The organism is Bradyrhizobium sp. USDA 376, from assembly GCF_054063675.1.
Genome location: NZ_JBSSGN010000001.1, coordinates 966802 through 982312 on the forward strand (window position 1 = coordinate 966802; position 15511 = coordinate 982312).

At 62.1% G+C, this 15511-nt stretch carries 11 protein-coding genes; 7 read left to right on the forward strand and 4 right to left on the reverse strand.

The window, feature by feature from the left end:
* Positions 1–191 precede the first annotated feature (191 nt).
* Positions 192–5015: an NAD-glutamate dehydrogenase gene (locus ACVJ19_RS04430; protein ID WP_453955072.1), complete on the forward strand. Its 4824-nt coding sequence runs from the start codon at positions 192–194 to the stop codon at positions 5013–5015.
* 54 nt (positions 5016–5069) lie between these two features.
* Positions 5070–5390, forward strand: a complete 321-nt coding sequence (locus ACVJ19_RS04435) for a hypothetical protein (protein WP_453948194.1) — start codon at positions 5070–5072, stop codon at positions 5388–5390.
* Positions 5391–5585: 195 nt separating this feature from the next.
* Here the strand turns inward: ACVJ19_RS04435 and ACVJ19_RS04440 are convergent, their stop codons facing one another.
* Entirely contained in the window at positions 5586–5816 is a 231-nt protein-coding gene (locus ACVJ19_RS04440) for a hypothetical protein (protein ID WP_018646781.1), read from the reverse strand.
* An 807-nt stretch (positions 5817–6623) separates the two neighbouring features.
* On the opposite strand from ACVJ19_RS04440, the gene ACVJ19_RS04445 reads away from it, so the two are divergent.
* On the forward strand, positions 6624–6926 hold the full coding sequence (locus ACVJ19_RS04445) for a LysR substrate-binding domain-containing protein (protein ID WP_453948195.1): 303 nt from the start codon (positions 6624–6626) through the stop codon (positions 6924–6926).
* 351 nt (positions 6927–7277) lie between these two features.
* On the opposite strand, the gene ACVJ19_RS04450 is transcribed toward ACVJ19_RS04445, so the two are convergent.
* Together ACVJ19_RS04450 and ACVJ19_RS04455 are read right to left on the reverse strand one after the other, a co-directional pair.
* Positions 7278–8123 (reverse strand): class I SAM-dependent methyltransferase, encoded by an 846-nt coding sequence (locus tag ACVJ19_RS04450; RefSeq protein WP_453948196.1) that lies wholly within the window; start codon positions 8121–8123, stop codon positions 7278–7280.
* Between the two features lie 1054 nt (positions 8124–9177).
* Positions 9178–9756, reverse strand: a complete 579-nt coding sequence (locus ACVJ19_RS04455) for a hypothetical protein (RefSeq protein ID WP_453948197.1) — start codon at positions 9754–9756, stop codon at positions 9178–9180.
* A gap of 181 nt (positions 9757–9937) precedes the next feature.
* On the opposite strand from ACVJ19_RS04455, the gene ACVJ19_RS04460 reads away from it, so the two are divergent.
* The 3 genes from ACVJ19_RS04460 (at position 9938) to ACVJ19_RS04470 (ending at position 14607) form a co-directional block, all read left to right on the forward strand.
* The gene (locus ACVJ19_RS04460) at positions 9938–12790 is read left to right on the forward strand and encodes a penicillin-binding protein 1A (RefSeq protein ID WP_453955073.1); all 2853 of its coding nucleotides are present in this window, start codon (positions 9938–9940) and stop codon (positions 12788–12790) included.
* A gap of 49 nt (positions 12791–12839) precedes the next feature.
* Positions 12840–13808 (forward strand): hypothetical protein, encoded by a 969-nt coding sequence (locus ACVJ19_RS04465; protein WP_456739353.1) that lies wholly within the window; start codon positions 12840–12842, stop codon positions 13806–13808.
* A 604-nt stretch (positions 13809–14412) separates the two neighbouring features.
* The gene (locus tag ACVJ19_RS04470) at positions 14413–14607 is read left to right on the forward strand and encodes a hypothetical protein (RefSeq protein WP_038935057.1); all 195 of its coding nucleotides are present in this window, start codon (positions 14413–14415) and stop codon (positions 14605–14607) included.
* 18 nt (positions 14608–14625) lie between these two features.
* Here the strand turns inward: ACVJ19_RS04470 and ppk2 are convergent, their stop codons facing one another.
* Positions 14626–15315 carry a polyphosphate kinase 2 gene (gene ppk2, locus ACVJ19_RS04475; RefSeq protein WP_453948199.1) on the reverse strand — a complete coding sequence of 230 codons (690 nt, stop codon included), beginning with the start codon at positions 15313–15315 and terminating at the stop codon, positions 14626–14628.
* Here ppk2 and ACVJ19_RS04480 point away from each other — a divergent pair.
* A complete protein-coding gene (locus ACVJ19_RS04480) occupies positions 15226–15426 on the forward strand; it encodes a hypothetical protein (RefSeq protein WP_453955322.1) in 201 nt (66 codons plus the stop codon). The genes ppk2 and ACVJ19_RS04480 overlap by 90 nt on opposite strands.
* Positions 15427–15511 lie beyond the last annotated feature (85 nt).

The following is a 15511-nucleotide window of genomic DNA, read 5'->3' on the forward strand; positions in this document are numbered from 1 at the left end:
TCGCCGCCGACTTCGGCCTTAAGCACGCCTCATAACTCTGCGCGCCATGGCGGCTTCGGGATGCTAGTATCGTGAAGGCCGCAAGACCGAAGATTTCGCCGAGGCGATTGAAACGCGGTCGAGAAGATGCGCTCGAAGAGGCGCACTCCAAGAACAACGCCCGGCCGTCATTGCGGTTCGTCGGCTGGGACATGGAGGACGCTATGGCATGGCGTGACGACAAGGCCCGGGCAACTCTGATCCGCGAGGCAGCCGGAAGCGTGCAGCCGGGCAAGGCCCCCCAAAGCTTTGCCGAGCTTCTGTTCGCCTTCACCAATGTCGAGGATCTCGCCGGTCACGATGCCTCCTCGCTTGCCTTCCTGGCCGAGCAAGCCTGGGAGCATGTGCAGCGGCGCACGGCGGGGCGCGCCGATATCCGCGTCGTCAATCCGCTGATGCCGGACGGGCGCGAGATCTCCGTGCTCGAAATCCTCAACGACAACATGCCCTTCCTGTTCGATTCCACCATGGCGGAGCTCACCGAGCAGGGCATCGAAGTCACCCTCGTCGCTCACCCCATCATCGCGGTGGAGCGCGATGACCAGGGCAAGCTCCTGCGCTTCTACGGCGAGGCACTGCCGGAAGGGGCAAAGGGCGCGCGAGAGAGCCTGATTCACCTCCACATCACCCGCCTGGACGCCGACGCGGACCGCGAGAGGCTGATTAGCGGCCTCACCAGGACGTTGAGCGACGTGCGCGCCTGCGTCGTCGACTGGCGCGCCATGCGCGACCGCGTCGAGGACGCGATCAAGACGTTCTCGTCCAATCCGCCGCCGCTGCCGATCGACGAGGTCGCCGAGGCCAACCAGTTCCTGCAATGGCTGTGCGCGGACAATTTCACCTTTCTCGGCGTGCGCGAATATCGCTTCTCGCCCGGCCGCGATGCGTCGGACGACATCACGACCGCCGAGGGCCTCGGTATCCTCCGCGATCCCGATGTGAAGGTCCTGCGCCGCGGCGGCGAAATGGTAGTGATGACGCCGGAGATTCGCGAGTTCATGCGCGAGCCGACCCTGCTCATCGTCATCAAGGCCAATGTGAGCAGCCGGGTTCATCGCCGCATCCGGATGGATTATGTCGGCATCAAGCTCTATACGCCCGACGGCCGGCTCGAGGGTGAATTGCGAGTCGTCGGCCTGTTCACCTCGGGTGCCTATACGCGCTCGGCACGACAGATCCCCTATGTCCGCCACAAGGTATCGCGGGTGCTCCAGCGCGCCGGCTTCGACCCGAACAGCCATTCCGGCAAGGCTCTCCAGCATATTCTCGAGGAATATCCGCGCGACGAACTATTCCAGATCGACGTCGATACCCTCTTCGATTTCGTCATGGAGATCCTGATCCTCTATGAGCGTCCCCGCGTCCGCGCGCTGGCGCGGGTCGACAAGTTCGATCGCTTCGTTTCCATCCTCGTTTTCATTCCGCGCGACAAATACGACACCGACGTGCGCATGCGCGTCGGCGCCTTCCTGGCACAGAGCTACAAGGGGACATTGTCGGCCTCCTACGTGTCCTTCCCCGAAGGAGCATTGGCGCGCGTCCACTACATCATCGGACGCTATGAAGGTAAGACTCCCGCCGTCGAGCGCGCCGCGCTGGAAGCCGGGATCAGCACCATTGCTGCGACCTGGGCCGACAAGCTGAAGGCCGCGCTGGCTGCGTCGACCGACGGCATGCGGGCGCGCATGCTCGCAAATCGCTACGCCCAGGCCTTCAGCGGCGGCTGTACCGAGGCTTCCACGGCAGAACAGGCGATCGCCGATATCGCCACCGTCGAGAAGCTCACGCCGGCCCGCCCGGTGACGATTTCGGTTCACCGCTTCGAGGAGGATGATCCCAGGCGCTTCGGCCTGAAGGTGTTTTCGGATGCCGCGCCGCTGTCGCTGTCCTACCGCGTGCCGGTGATCGAAAATCACGGCCTGCGCGTGGTCAACGAACGCACCTATCAGATCGTGCCCGGCAACAGGCCCGAGCCGGTCTGGCTGCACGACATGACGATCGAGACCAGCGACGGCCAGCCGATCGAGATCAGCCGGGACTTCAGCCATCGCCTGGAGGCCTCGATCATGGCGGTGGTCACCGATCGCGCCGAATCCGACGGCTACAATGCCTTGATCCTGCGCACGGCCCTGGGCTGGCGGGAAGTCTCGACCATCCGGGCGCTGTCGCGCTATTTGCACCAGATCCGAGCACCGTTCACCCAGGACTACATGTGGGAGACCTTGCGCAAGAACGCCGCGATCACAGCCAACCTCGTCGCGCTGTTCCAGGCCCGCCGCGATCCGCGCCTCGTCCTGACCGATCGCGAGCGTTCGGCGCGCGAGATAACTCTCCTTGCCGAGATCGAGGAGCAGCTCAAATCCGTCGCCTCGCTCGACGAAGACCGCATCCTGCGGCGTTTCACCAATCTGGTGCAGGCGACCATCCGCACCAATCTGTGGCAGATCGGCGAGGATGGACATCCGCGCCCGGTGATCTCCTTCAAGTTCGACGCGCGCAAGATCGAGGATCTGCCCCCTCCCCGACCGCTCTACGAGATTTTCGTCTATTCACCGCGTGTCGAAGGCATTCACCTGCGCTTCGGCAAGGTTGCGCGCGGTGGCTTGCGCTGGTCCGATCGGCCGCAGGATTTCCGCACCGAGATCCTCGGCCTCGTGAAAGCGCAGCAGGTCAAGAACGCCGTGATCGTGCCGGTCGGCGCCAAGGGCGGCTTCGTGCCCAAGCGCCTGCCGCCGCCCTCAGATCGCGAGGCGTGGCTCGCGGAGGGCACCGAAGCCTATCGCATCTTCGTGCGCTCGCTGCTCGAACTCACCGACAATCTCGACGGCGACATCGTGGTGCCGCCCGACTTGACCGTGCGGCATGACGGCGACGATCCCTATCTGGTCGTCGCCGCCGACAAGGGCACCGCCACCTTCTCCGACGTCGCCAACGCGATCTCGGCCGAGAAGAACCATTGGCTCGGCGACGCCTTCGCCTCCGGCGGCAGCCAGGGCTACGACCACAAGAAGATGGGGATCACGGCGCGCGGCGCCTGGGAGGCCGTCAAGCGCCACTTCCGCGAGCTCGGCACCGACATTCAGACCATGCCTTTCACCGTGGTCGGCGTCGGCGACATGTCCGGCGACGTCTTCGGCAACGGCATGCTGCTCTCGCCGGCGACGAAGCTCGTTGCGGCGTTCGATCACCGCGACATCTTCATCGATCCCTCCCCCGACCCGGCGCTCAGCTTCACCGAGCGCAAGCGCCTGTTCGACCTGCCGCGATCGAGCTGGCAGGACTACAACAAATCGCTGATCTCGGAAGGTGGCGGCGTGTTCTCGCGCTCACTCAAGGCGATCCCGCTCGCGCCGGACGTGCGCACCCTGCTCGATCTCGACAAGGAGCAGGCAACGCCCTTCGAGGTGATGACAGCGATCCTGAAGGCGCGCGCGGACTTGTTGTGGTTCGGCGGCATCGGCACCTATGTCCGGTCGTCGGCGGAGAGCGACGATCAGGCCGGCGACCGCGCCAACGATCCGATCCGCATCAGCGGGACCGACGTTCGCGCCAGGGTGATCGGCGAAGGCGCCAATCTCGGCGTCACCCAGCGCGGGCGCATCGAAGCGGCGCAGAAGGGCGTCAAGCTCAACACCGACGCGATCGACAATTCGGCCGGCGTGAATACGTCCGACGTCGAGGTCAACATCAAGATCGCATTGGCGCGCCCCGAGCGCGAGGGACGCCTCAGCCCCGCTGACCGCAACACCCTGCTTGCCGCGATGACCGGCGAGGTCGGCACGCTGGTCCTGCGCAACAACTATCTGCAGACGCTGGCGCTCTCGCTCGCCGAACGCAAGGGCATGGCCGAGACCGGCTTCCTCACGCGCCTGATGCAGTCGCTCGAGCAACGCAGCCTGCTCAGCCGCGCCGTCGAATTCCTGCCTGACGACGCCGCGATCGCCGAACGGACCAGGCGCGGGCAGTCCCTGACACGGCCCGAGCTTGCCGTGCTTCTCGCCTACGCCAAGCTGACGCTCTACAGTGACCTGCTCGAAACCGGCGTGCCTGATGATCCTTATCTCGCCCGCAGACTGTCCCTGTATTTTCCGCGCGAAATTCTCGACAAGTTCCCGGCCGCGGTCGAGCTCCATCGACTCCGACGCGAGATCATCGCGACCAGTCTCGTCAATGCCGTGATCAACCGCGGGGGCCCGGCCTGCATCGTGCGCCTGACCGACGAGACCGACGCCGATATCTCGACCATCGTCATGGCCCAGGTGGCGGTGGACGCGATCTACGAGCTCAGACGGCTCAATGACGGGATCGACGCACTCGACACCCTCATCGACGGACAGTTGCAGCTCGGCCTCTACGCGGCGATCCAGGATCTCCTGCTCTCCCGCATGGTCTGGTACGTGCGCAATGTCGATTTCAAGGACGGTCTGAGCGCGGTCATCGCCCGGTTTGGTCCTGCCGTCCGTGAGGTCGCAGCCTCGCTCGGCAAAGCCCTGCCACCAGACTTCCAGGCCGCGCGCAGCAAGCGCCGGCAGGACCTGATCGATGCCGGCGTCCCGACCGGACTCGCCGGCGACCTGGCCGATCTCGACGCCCTGGTCTCGGCGCCTGACATCGTGACGGTCGCCGAGCGCACCAGCCGCAGCATCGATGATGCCGCCGCGACGTTCTTTGCCGCCGAGGCCAATTTCCGTCTCGACCGCATCACCGCCGCTGCGCGCAACGTGCCGGCACGCGATCATTACGAGCGCCTCGCCATCGACCGCGCCGTCGACCTGATCGCGGCTGCCGAAAGACGCCTGGCCGCAGACATGCTGACGATCGGCCAATCCGGTCAGCAGGCTGCGGAGACCTGGCTTGCTGCTCATCCCGAGGCGACGCGCATCCGCCGTGCGGTCGAGGAGATTGCCGCCGGCGGCCTGACGCTCGCCAAGCTGATGGTGGCGGCGAACCTGCTGGGGGACCTGGTCAAAGGCTGAGGGCGTGCGAGCACGCGATGCGTGACGTGCAATGCTAGCGGACGGAGGAATCCAATGATCCACGCCACTTGCCATACCGCCGACAATGTCCGCTGCATCGAGTTCGATGCCACGCCGTGGTTCAGCGAGGCTGATGCTCCGAGCATCATCGATTTGGCCCAACGAGGATGGACCAGCAAGGCGATTGCAGAGTCGCTCGAGCACCGACGAGGATACGAAGGCCTGCACGACCTCGTCGATTATGCGGCGAAGCGACTGCAGTCGGAATCCCTGGAGGATCCAACCTGGGAAACCTTCGAATGCGTCGTCGATGGACCCGAGGCCATCGCCTGGCTCAGGCAGAACCGGCCCAACGTCGTGGCAGGGATCCCGTAAGCCACAGGAAGCGCGGCAAAGGCCACTATTGATTGGCGGCGTCGCAAGCGAAGCGGAAATGGCGCGCCACGGCCGATGAAGATGGGCACTATTGTTTCGCTGTAGCGCTGTGATGCGACGGCCGATTACTCGCTCCAGCGACTAATCTGCGACCGCCCCCCAGCCTCGATCGGTCGTTGCCGCGGCCAGCCTGCGCTATCTGGTGAAACCGGAGTCTAGAAGCTTCACAGTCGAAATCGGCCACTTGCCGTCGTGGCCACCGATCGAGATCCGGAGCCCGTGCACCTCGTCAAGGAAGACGCGATCAATCGTCCCCGCCTTGCCGTCGGTCAGGATAACACCCCTGCCGATTAGCTCCGTCTCAGCAGCATGAAGTTCTCGAAGGATGTTCGTCGCTCGTTTGGTCCAGTCATCGGACATGGTCATGCCATAGCCGGCCGGCGGATTAGTGAAGATCAGTCAGAGCGGCGGATGCATTGAGGATATCGCCGCCTCATGCGAGTCCGCCAACCATCCTTGTCGAACTCGACCCTGAAACCTTCCGGCAGCCGCGGCGTCTCGCCTTCGGTCACGACTTGCAGCGCGGGTTACTTCGGTGGGCGCAAATCGCCTTGAAGCCAGCGGCCCTTGGAATGCCTGGGATCTTCATGCGCTGCGAAGGTCGTAAGTACGTGATTGCAGACAGCGCATCGAAACATGTGCAAGTCCACGCTTGGGCTTTCTGGCTCGATGCTGACGAGCATCATCTGGGCCTTGCACATCGGACAGGCGGGGCGCGCAAATGGCGGTGGAATGGACCGCGCCAATCTGGCAGCCCACCGTTGTTCGAACTTTCTTTCAAGGTCAGCAGGGATCGTGCTCATGATCCGAACTCCGGGGTTCGCGGTCCTGCCCCGGCGCTATTGCCTCAACGCTCGCTGCGCCCTAAAGGTCCTAAACAGCACCAGAGGGAACCAAGGTCCTAAACAGCACCAGGGGGAACCATGCCCGCCGGCTGACGCGATAACCAAGTTTGCCCAGTTCGTCGAGCGCGTCCCGATGGTGAAGGGCCGGCTTGCCCCAAAGGCGCCTACCGCGACCGGCTGTCCCGGGGCGGTTCGGATACCTTCGATAGCGGCCTTTTCGATCATCCCGGAATTGCTCGCGCCGTCGGTTGAAAGCTGTTCAGGACGAGCGCACTGATCACCAGAGTGACACCCGCAACCTCTGCTCCGCTGGGCTCGCGACCGAGTGGTGCTGCGCTCGAACACGATGCAGGCACTTATAACGGCGGTACAAGGCGGAGTTGGCTGCGGTCTGTTGCCCTGTTTCGCGGCTGAGCGCGACCCTGCGCTGCGGCGGGTGCGCGTCCCGCACGCCATGGCGCCCCTGACGCTTTGGCTTGTCTATCATGAGGACCTGAGGCGTAGCCCGCGGGTGCGAGCCGCTGTCGCCTTCATCGACAAGGTGATGGCGGATCACCGCGAAGTTCTGGTGCCCGCCGACTTTCCGTTCGATCCACTCGATCGGCGCAGCGCTACGACAGTCCGGGACTGAGAGGCAGCAGACTGGTCGTCCTCGCTCAAGGCAAGCGGACGCCGCATCCGAGGAGAGTGCTGCCGACCTACCGACCGCTCAGAAGCAAGATAAAAATGGCGCGCCACGGTCGATGAAGATGGGCACTATTCTTTCGCCGTGGCGCTATGAGGCAGCGGCCGCCGAGACGACCCGGCCGGATAACCAGTGACGGACTACGATCTTGCGCTACGCCTCATGGGCGGCTGTCTTGCCCGATTTCGCTAGTGGTCCGGTTACCCTTCGATAGCGGCCCTGTCGACCAGTCGCGGGATCGACGTGATGGGCCACGAGCAGACTTGGCAAAGCTGCTTTTGAGGCGGATTGGCTTCGCTAGGCTACCGCCGACACAAGCCACAGAGCCACATGCAGGCCGCGCCCGTCTGCTCCGATATTTGCGGCGAGCGCGTTGCGAACCGCTTCTGTGGCGCGTATACGTTGCTCGCCCGAGGCATTTTCGAGGAGCGCAGACAACGGGCCAGCCTGCGTGATGAATGCCATGCTTTGCGTGGTGTCCTTACCGTGAATCGGCACGTTGGTCGCCTCGAGTGCCACCTCGCGAAACCCAGCCTCAGTCAGGATGCCACGTAGGCGGTCCTCGCGCGCGAGCGAAAACATTCCCGGTGCCAATGGATCCACCGGCGGCTGAGGCGGCACATGCGGCCGTGCAGCCTCGATCGGCACGCGAAACCACGGACTCTCCGGCATGGTCCGAAAACAGACGAACACCAGCCGCCCGCCTGTCTTCATGCCGCTGCGGATATTCGTGAAGGCCCTGATAGGGTCATCGAAGAACATCACGCCGAATCGCGAATAAACTAGATCCGCCCAGCGCGGTTCAAAGGCGTAGCTCGTCGCGTCGGCCAGTGCAAAGGCTGTGTTGCTAAGTGTCGCCTCGGCGGCACGATGCTTGGCGAAGTCAAGCATCGGGACCGAGACGTCGACGCCCAACACAGCGCCTGACGGTCCAACAACCTTAGCAAAGGCCAACAGTGTGTCGCCGGTGCCGCATCCGATATCGATCACATGCTCGCCCGGCTTTGCTGCCGCGGCATCTAAGCTGACGCTCGTGACCGACGTGAAGACGTCACTGATCACTGCTTGCTGCGAAACCCATGAGTGACCCATGGTGCTGTTCCAAAACTCTCCTCCACGGGGGTTTGGCGTAGGCGCTGGCATTTGGCGAATGTCCTGGTTCTAAAAAAGGCCGATGGAGTTATCCTCACAGGCTGCACGATATCTCAGATCGAACGCAAGGCTGAAATGTCCGCAACGGGGTCATTCGCGTAGGCATTGCCATGTCCGCCTTCTGGTCCGCTATCGACAATACCCGACCTTACCGGCCGGGAGTTGGGTGTGGATCTCGACCGATTAGGACGGCTAGATAAAAGCGACGGTGTCGCTCCGGGCCGTCGGGGCTCGTAAGTGTTTGTCTGCACATTGTTTTGGATGGCACTGCAGCGGCACCGTATTAGGCGGCTTGGTGCCGTTCGAACCGAGAAAGCATTCAAAATCAACGTTCCGAGCGCCATCGTTCAGCTCATCCCGAGGCGACGCGCATCCGCCGTACGGTCGAGGAGATTGTCGCCGGCGGCCTGACGCTCGCGAAGCTGATGGTGGCCGCGAACCTACTGGGGGACCTGGTCAAAGGCTCAGGGCGTGCAAGCAGCGGTGCGAGACGTGCAATGCCAAAGCGCGATGAGATTTGGATGAATCGTCATCGCGCTTCAGGTTGTTGTTTGCGCATGATCTTTCCGGAAAACCGCTTCGCACTTTGCGCGAACGCGGCCCTCCAGGTCCGGATCATGCTTTAGCGCAGGACGGAGGAATCCAATGATCCACGCCACTTGCCATACCGCCGACAATGTCCGCTGCATCGAGTTCGATGCCACGCCGTGGTTCAGCGAGGCTGATGCTCCGAGCATCATCGATTTGGCCCAACAGGATGGACCAGCAAGGCGATTGCGGAGTCCCTCGAGCACCGACGAGGATACGAAGGCCTGCACGATCTCGTCGAGTATGCGGCGAAGCGACTGCAATCGGAATCCCTGGAGGACCCGACCTGGGAAACCTTCGAGTGCGTCGTCGATGGACCCGAGGCCGTCGCCTGGCTTGAGAAAAACCGCCCCGACGTGGTGACAAGGATCCGGTAAGCCACGAAAGGCGCTGCAACGGCGACGCTTGATTGGCGACATTGGTCGCTACGACTGCAGATCAATTCAAGCGCAAAGCTTCACTCATCCAATTTCTTGCTCAGTTCAGGATCGAGCTTGGTCCGATCGACAGACTGATAGAACGTGATAGGTCTGCATTTTCCCTCGAAATCCGCGAGAACAACGGCCGTCCACGGATTCGTGGTCTCGCTCGAACCATCGCGGGGGTCCGGCATGACCTTGCGAGCAGCGACCACATACCAAGCGCGGCCAGCCGTTGCCGCCTTCGCAGCCGCAGCGAATTCATCCAATATCCCGCGCAGATTTTTGCGCATTTCTTCTTCAGTGTCCCCGCGGAGGTATTTTCGAGACGACTTTCCCGCCTCCCCGTACTCATGATGGATGTTCAACTGCAGTCGGGCATCGTCCACTTCGATCTTCGTCACCCGTGCCACCGCTCCGCCTTCGCGAAGATAATCTCGCACCCGGACGTCGCAGGCCAAAAATCTGTCCGTGGGCGGCTGAGCAACGTTGGCTGCAGGGGAGACTGCGGCAAGTGTCCGGGTGTTCTTTTTTCGAGGAGCAGCATCCGCAGGCATCGTGGCGACGGCTACGCTGAGAAGCGCCACGGCAAGCACGACTGGAAGAGGGGCATTCATGAGTGCGCTGCCAATTCGGTCTTTCTAAAACGCACGGGCCTCGGCGTTGGTTCCGCGGCCAGGTCGGAGCCATCATGAAGACGCGGGGCGGCGTCACCCCAGGAACTTTTTCCTCAACACGGTCTTGTTTGTTATTGTTCTACGACCTTACGGAGGCGGTTTTTTCGACCGTCGGCCGGTCATGGACTCGATACTCATCAAGATCTTCGCCACGGCGCTTGCCTTCAGCCAGGTCACTACCCGGCCGGATGGGGTCAAGACGGAGTTCGATGCGGTGCACGACCGCTTCGAGGTGGCGCAGCTTTTGAGTGCCGGCTGCGCCCACATGCACAAGGCTTTCGACATCGAGGACATCAACCTGGACGATCTGATTGCCACTGCCATGGATAACAAGGAGGCGTTGAACAGCGAGATCAAGGCGCTCAAAGGACTGAATCTGACCGATCTCCATGTGGCCTATAGGCAGTTCTGCAAGGTCGAAAATGTGGAAGAGTCTCCGGTCGATCTTGGTCAGGTCATCGCCTTCTACAACAGCGCGGTCAAGGATCTGCCCGACGCGACGCAGCTTAAGCACCTCAGGCTTTCCGGCACCAGCGTAGTCCTCGACAACAAGAGCGAGCGCCTTGCTGAGATCTACGCGCCGAACAACCGCCGCATCTCGGTCAAGCTTGCGGATATCCCGGAAGCGGTGCGCAACGCATTTGTCGCCGCCGAGGACAAGCGCTTCTTCCAACACGCCGGCATTGACGAGCGCGGACTGGTCCGCGCCTTCATCGGCAACTTCACGCACCGGGGCCGGCCGCAGGGCGGCTCGACCATCACGCAGCAGGTCGCCAAGAACCTGCTGGTAGGCAACGACATCACTTACGAAAGAAAACTGCGCGAAATGATCGTTGCCTCGCGGATGGAGCGCGCCCTGACCAAGGCGGAAATCCTCGAGCTCTATCTCAACTCGATTTATCTCGGTCGCGGAGCCTGGGGCATCGAGATGGCGGCGCGCAGCTATTTCGACAAGCCGGCCAAGGCGCTCTCCACCGTCGAGGGCGCCCTCCTCGCCGGGCTCGCCAAGGGACCGAACTACTTCAATCCCGACCACCACCCCGAGCGCGCGCGCGAGCGACTTGCCTACGTGCTCGGTCGCATGCGGGACGACGCCATGATCGACGCCGCCGCGGCGAAAGCAATATTGCCGCAGCTGGTCGGGTATCTGCCGACGCGACGGGACTTCGGCTTTCACTTCGTCGACCACATCGCCCGCGAGGCAAAGTTGGCCGCGGGCCTCGATACTCTCACCGACTCCTCCTACACGGTGCGCTCGACCATCAACTCTGCCTTGCAGCGCGTAGTCGAAGCGACATTGCAGGAGGGCCTCGCGCGGTACGAGCTGAACACCGGCCGCTACAAATTTGAGGGACCCGAGGCGAACATTTCCGATGCCGTCCGTCGTATTGCGGCAGACCTGAAGGCCATGGAACCGGCTTGGCTCGCGGCGTTGAAGGCGACGCGGCTACCTCTCTACGACGTTCACTGGGAATCGGCGGTCGTCCTGGAGAATGCGCGAGGCAAGCGTGGCCACGCGATCAACGTCGGACTGACCGACGGAAGAATCCTGCCGCTGAACACCTGGAGCGCCGCGATCCAGCGCGGCCTCAAGCCGTACGATGTGGTCTACGTGCAACTGCGCGAAGCCAAGGGCAAGGAAGCGGCGGGTGCCGATCTGCGTATTCGACCAACCGTGCAGGGAGCGGCGCTCGTACTCGGGAACGAAACCGGCCGCATTCTCGCGATGGCGGGGGGCTTTTCGTATCCGGCAAGCCAGCTCAACCGCGTCGTCCAGAGCATGCGCCAACCCGGCTCCACCTTGAAGCCGCTGACCTATCTCGCCGCCCTTCGTAAGGGATTGCAGCCCAACACGCTGGTGATGGACGAACCCATTACGCTGACACCGATCGGCGCGCGCGGGGGCGATTTCTGGTCGCCGAAGAACTATGACGGCGGCGCCTTGGGCGCCATTACACTGCGGCGTGCGCTGGAAAACTCCCGCAATCTCGCCACCGTGCAGCTGCTCGCGTCCGGTCTCGACGACAGTGCCGAGCGAGGCCTCGACCGGGTCTGCGAGCTCGCGATGGAAGCGCAGCTCTACAAGGACTGCATGCGCTATTACCCGTTCGTGCTCGGTGCCCAAACCGTGCGGCTCATCGACCTTGCGGCGTTCTATGCAGCGATCGCCAACGAGGGTGCCCGGCCCCGGCCCCATGCGATCGAAACGATCGAACAGGACGGCCGACCAATCTACCAGCACGATCCGCGTGCGGTGGACTGGATCGGCTCCGCCGACCGCGCATCGTTTTACCAATTGAAATCAATGCTGCAGGGCGTGCTCGCGCGCGGAACCGCGCGCGTGGTGAAGCATCTTTCTCCCTTTGTCGGCGGCAAGACTGGTACCACCGATAATGCGGTCGACGCCTGGTTCGTCGGTTTCACAAATGACGTTACCATCGCCATCTGGGTCGGCTACGACAACAGCGATGGCGGGCGCCGCTCCCTTGGCCGCGGCCAGACCGGATCAAAAGTGGCGCTGCCGATGTTCGAGCCGATCGTGCAGGCAGCCTGGGAGCTGCACGCTCCCAAGATGGCATTGAACGGCCCTTCGCGCGAAGCAATGCGTCAGCTCGTTACTCTGTCGATCGATCCCCATACCGGCGATCCCTCACCGGCCGGCTCCGGCCGCGCTTTCACCGAGTATCTCAAGAGGGATCCGTCGGGCAGAATCGATGATACGCAATTTCGGATCGTCTCGCGCGCAGAAAGCTACGCCTATCGTGGCGGTCGTAACGAAGACGACGGACCATTCGAGCAGTGGTCCTACGACAACCGCCATTACGGCGATAACCGGCCGCCCTTTCCTTTCCCGACCTGGCGTCTTGGTCCGCACGAATATCCCTCCTGGCGCGGACCTCCCGATGACGAGGACCGCCTCCCGCGACCGCCGCTCCGAGTCGATCCCGATTATTTCTGGCGGCGGCTGAATTGAGCATTGACCCATGAGGCTCCACCGTACCGCTGTCCTCATCGTCGCCTGCGTGGCCGCTTGCGCGGGTGCAGCCGCGCAGGAATTCCAGCTGGAGGAGGTGCCCGCAGCCACCAGCGTCCCGATCGCACAGATCAAACCGCGCACCGTCATCTTCGCCGACCAACGCAACGACAAGCTCGCCGATTCCTCGACTGAGCTCATTCCTTTCGACGATTGGGCCCGCTCACGTCCGGTTCAGCGGCGCTTCCTCTCGCTCTTTCCGAGCTTCGTTGAGCCCACGCTCAACCAGCAAACGAAGCTGAAGCTCTCGGTCTACCAGGCGGAGGCGCGGTTTCGACTTCCAAGACCGGCAGCGGCATTGGATCTGTCACGGTATGCGAATGTCGCGTTCCTTGAGCAGATCGATCCGGCAGTCAAGCACTGGCCGATCAGTGCGGGCGACGATGTTCCCAACAAAGACGCGGGCGCCGCGCACAACCGTCCGCCGGATCGCCGCTGGTGCGAGGACGCGAACGCGATCTGCGTGCGGTCCCGCTACATGTTCGAAGGGAAAATTCCGGCGGGCATTCAGCTTGCCAACAAGCTGCGCGAGGAGAGCAAAAAACCGATTCCGGATTTCATCGAGTTCCAGAGTGAGATCATGTTGGTCACGCAGCCGCGCCTTGCCGAGCTGCCGACGCTGACAGGGCTCGACTCCACAGTCACCAGCGCGCTCGAGCAGAACATCTTTTGGGTGAACCAGGTCATCCAGTTCGGCAAGCTGCTTGCGGTTCTGCAACAGCATCCGACCGAGCGGGAAGCCGCCATCGCAACGGTCTACATCCTGATTGCGGTCAGGAACGACGTGCTGAACAAGCAAAGGGAATACAGCAATACACCCGTTCTGCGAAACCTCGTGCCCGCGCAACTGCTCATGGGCAAGAGCTCCTTCAACAGCGGCGATTCGCTGAGCGCCGGCCTGCCGAAATACGCCAGAAGCCGCATCAAGGCGATCGCCAACATGATGGAGCGGGAATGAGTGGATCGTGTGCGGCAACGACAAATCGCGTTTGCAGTCGACAGGCGTCTGCCCCCCCGAAAACTGGCAAACAGTCTCCGAGCCAGGGCAAGATTCCTGCCCGCCGCCGCTTGCAAGATCAGTCGATCAAGAGGCTGGGCACTCCCGATCGGGACTCCCATCTCAAAAATATCGCGGAATATCGTGCAGTTGGCGCGCCACTCAGAACAAAACTGCGAACTCGTATGTAATTGAAATTACTGTATAATTCATCCATACCTTGCTTAAGGGTTGAGCCTATCTTCAATAGGACAAGCGCGCCGGCTGGAAGGACATTGGGCCAAGAGAAAGCGAGTGGCCTCAAGTGCCGTCATGCAGCCGAGACCGGCGTGACAGCCTGCCGATAGACGCCGTCCCCCACCCACGTCGCCAGCCGCAAAGAGGCCTGGCTTGAGCGTCGCAAATCGGTGAGAGCTACGCTCGCCTGCGCTGATCATCGGAGGAACGAGAATACGTTTTGCTCCTTCAAACAGGTTTTTTTGCGCTCGAGCGCATTGGCGGCGCGCCGCAACGGCTCTAGGTAAACTGGCGGTATTGACGATCGTCGAGAGCGGGAGACAAGGCAATGATACGGGATGAGAAGCTCCAACGGATCATCGAACGCGCTATTCAATCAGCTTTCGTTGATTTTCCAGACGCGGGAAACGGGACGGTGTGGCCGAAAACTTACAAAGAGCCCAACGAATGCAAGACTATCGCAACAGCTGTCCTCGCCGCTCTCGAAAATGCAGGCTACAGAATTTCGCTCGATGCAAACTGAGGCATCAAGGTAAGCCACCTAAGCCTCGATCAGGCCGCGCTCATAGCAGGCTTTATCGTAAGGAAAAACGACCGCCGGATCGGGTCTGCGGAGACGACGGTGCTTTCCCGGATAGTTCAGCCGCCACAGCACATCGCGAATGATATTAAGCCGCGCATGTTCCTTGTCACCGCCGCGGACCACGGTCCAGGGCGAGGTGACGGTGTGCGTCCGCTCCAGCATCTTGTCCCGTGCTTCGGAATAAGCTTTCCAAAGCTTCTGCGCCTTGGCATCGATGGGGCTCATCTTCCATTGCTTCAGGGGATCCCTTTGGCGGTCGGCGAGCCGTCGCTTCTGCTCCTGTTTCGAAATATCAAGATAGTACTTGAGCAGGGTGATCCCCGAACGCTCAATCATTGCTTCGAAACCCGGCACGGTCTCGAGGAATTCCTCGGTTTCCTCCTTGGTGCAAAAGCCCATGACACGCTCAACTCCAGCACGGTTGTACCAAATGCGATTGAACAGCACGATCTCTCCTGCCGCGGGCAAGTGCGAAACGTGACGCTGGAAGTACCATGAACACCGTTCCCGATTGCTCGGCGGCCCCAGCGCTACGACGCGGGTATCACGCGGGCTTAGATGTTCGACAATCGACTTGATTGTGCCATCCTTGCCGGCGGCGTCGCGACCTTCGACGATGACAAGGATACGCTGGCCGCGCTCAATCACGCAGCGCTGCAGCTTGACGAGCTCGATTTGCAGCCGGCAGCGCGTGATACCTATGGCGACTCAAATGTTGCGGAAGTGGTGGCCGGTTCTTCATGGTTCGATCCCTCCTAGTCGCCTCACTATGCAGGAATGTCGCGCGACACGAGGCTGTCCACACATTTGCAGCACGTCACACTTGTCGGATCCTATCGCACCG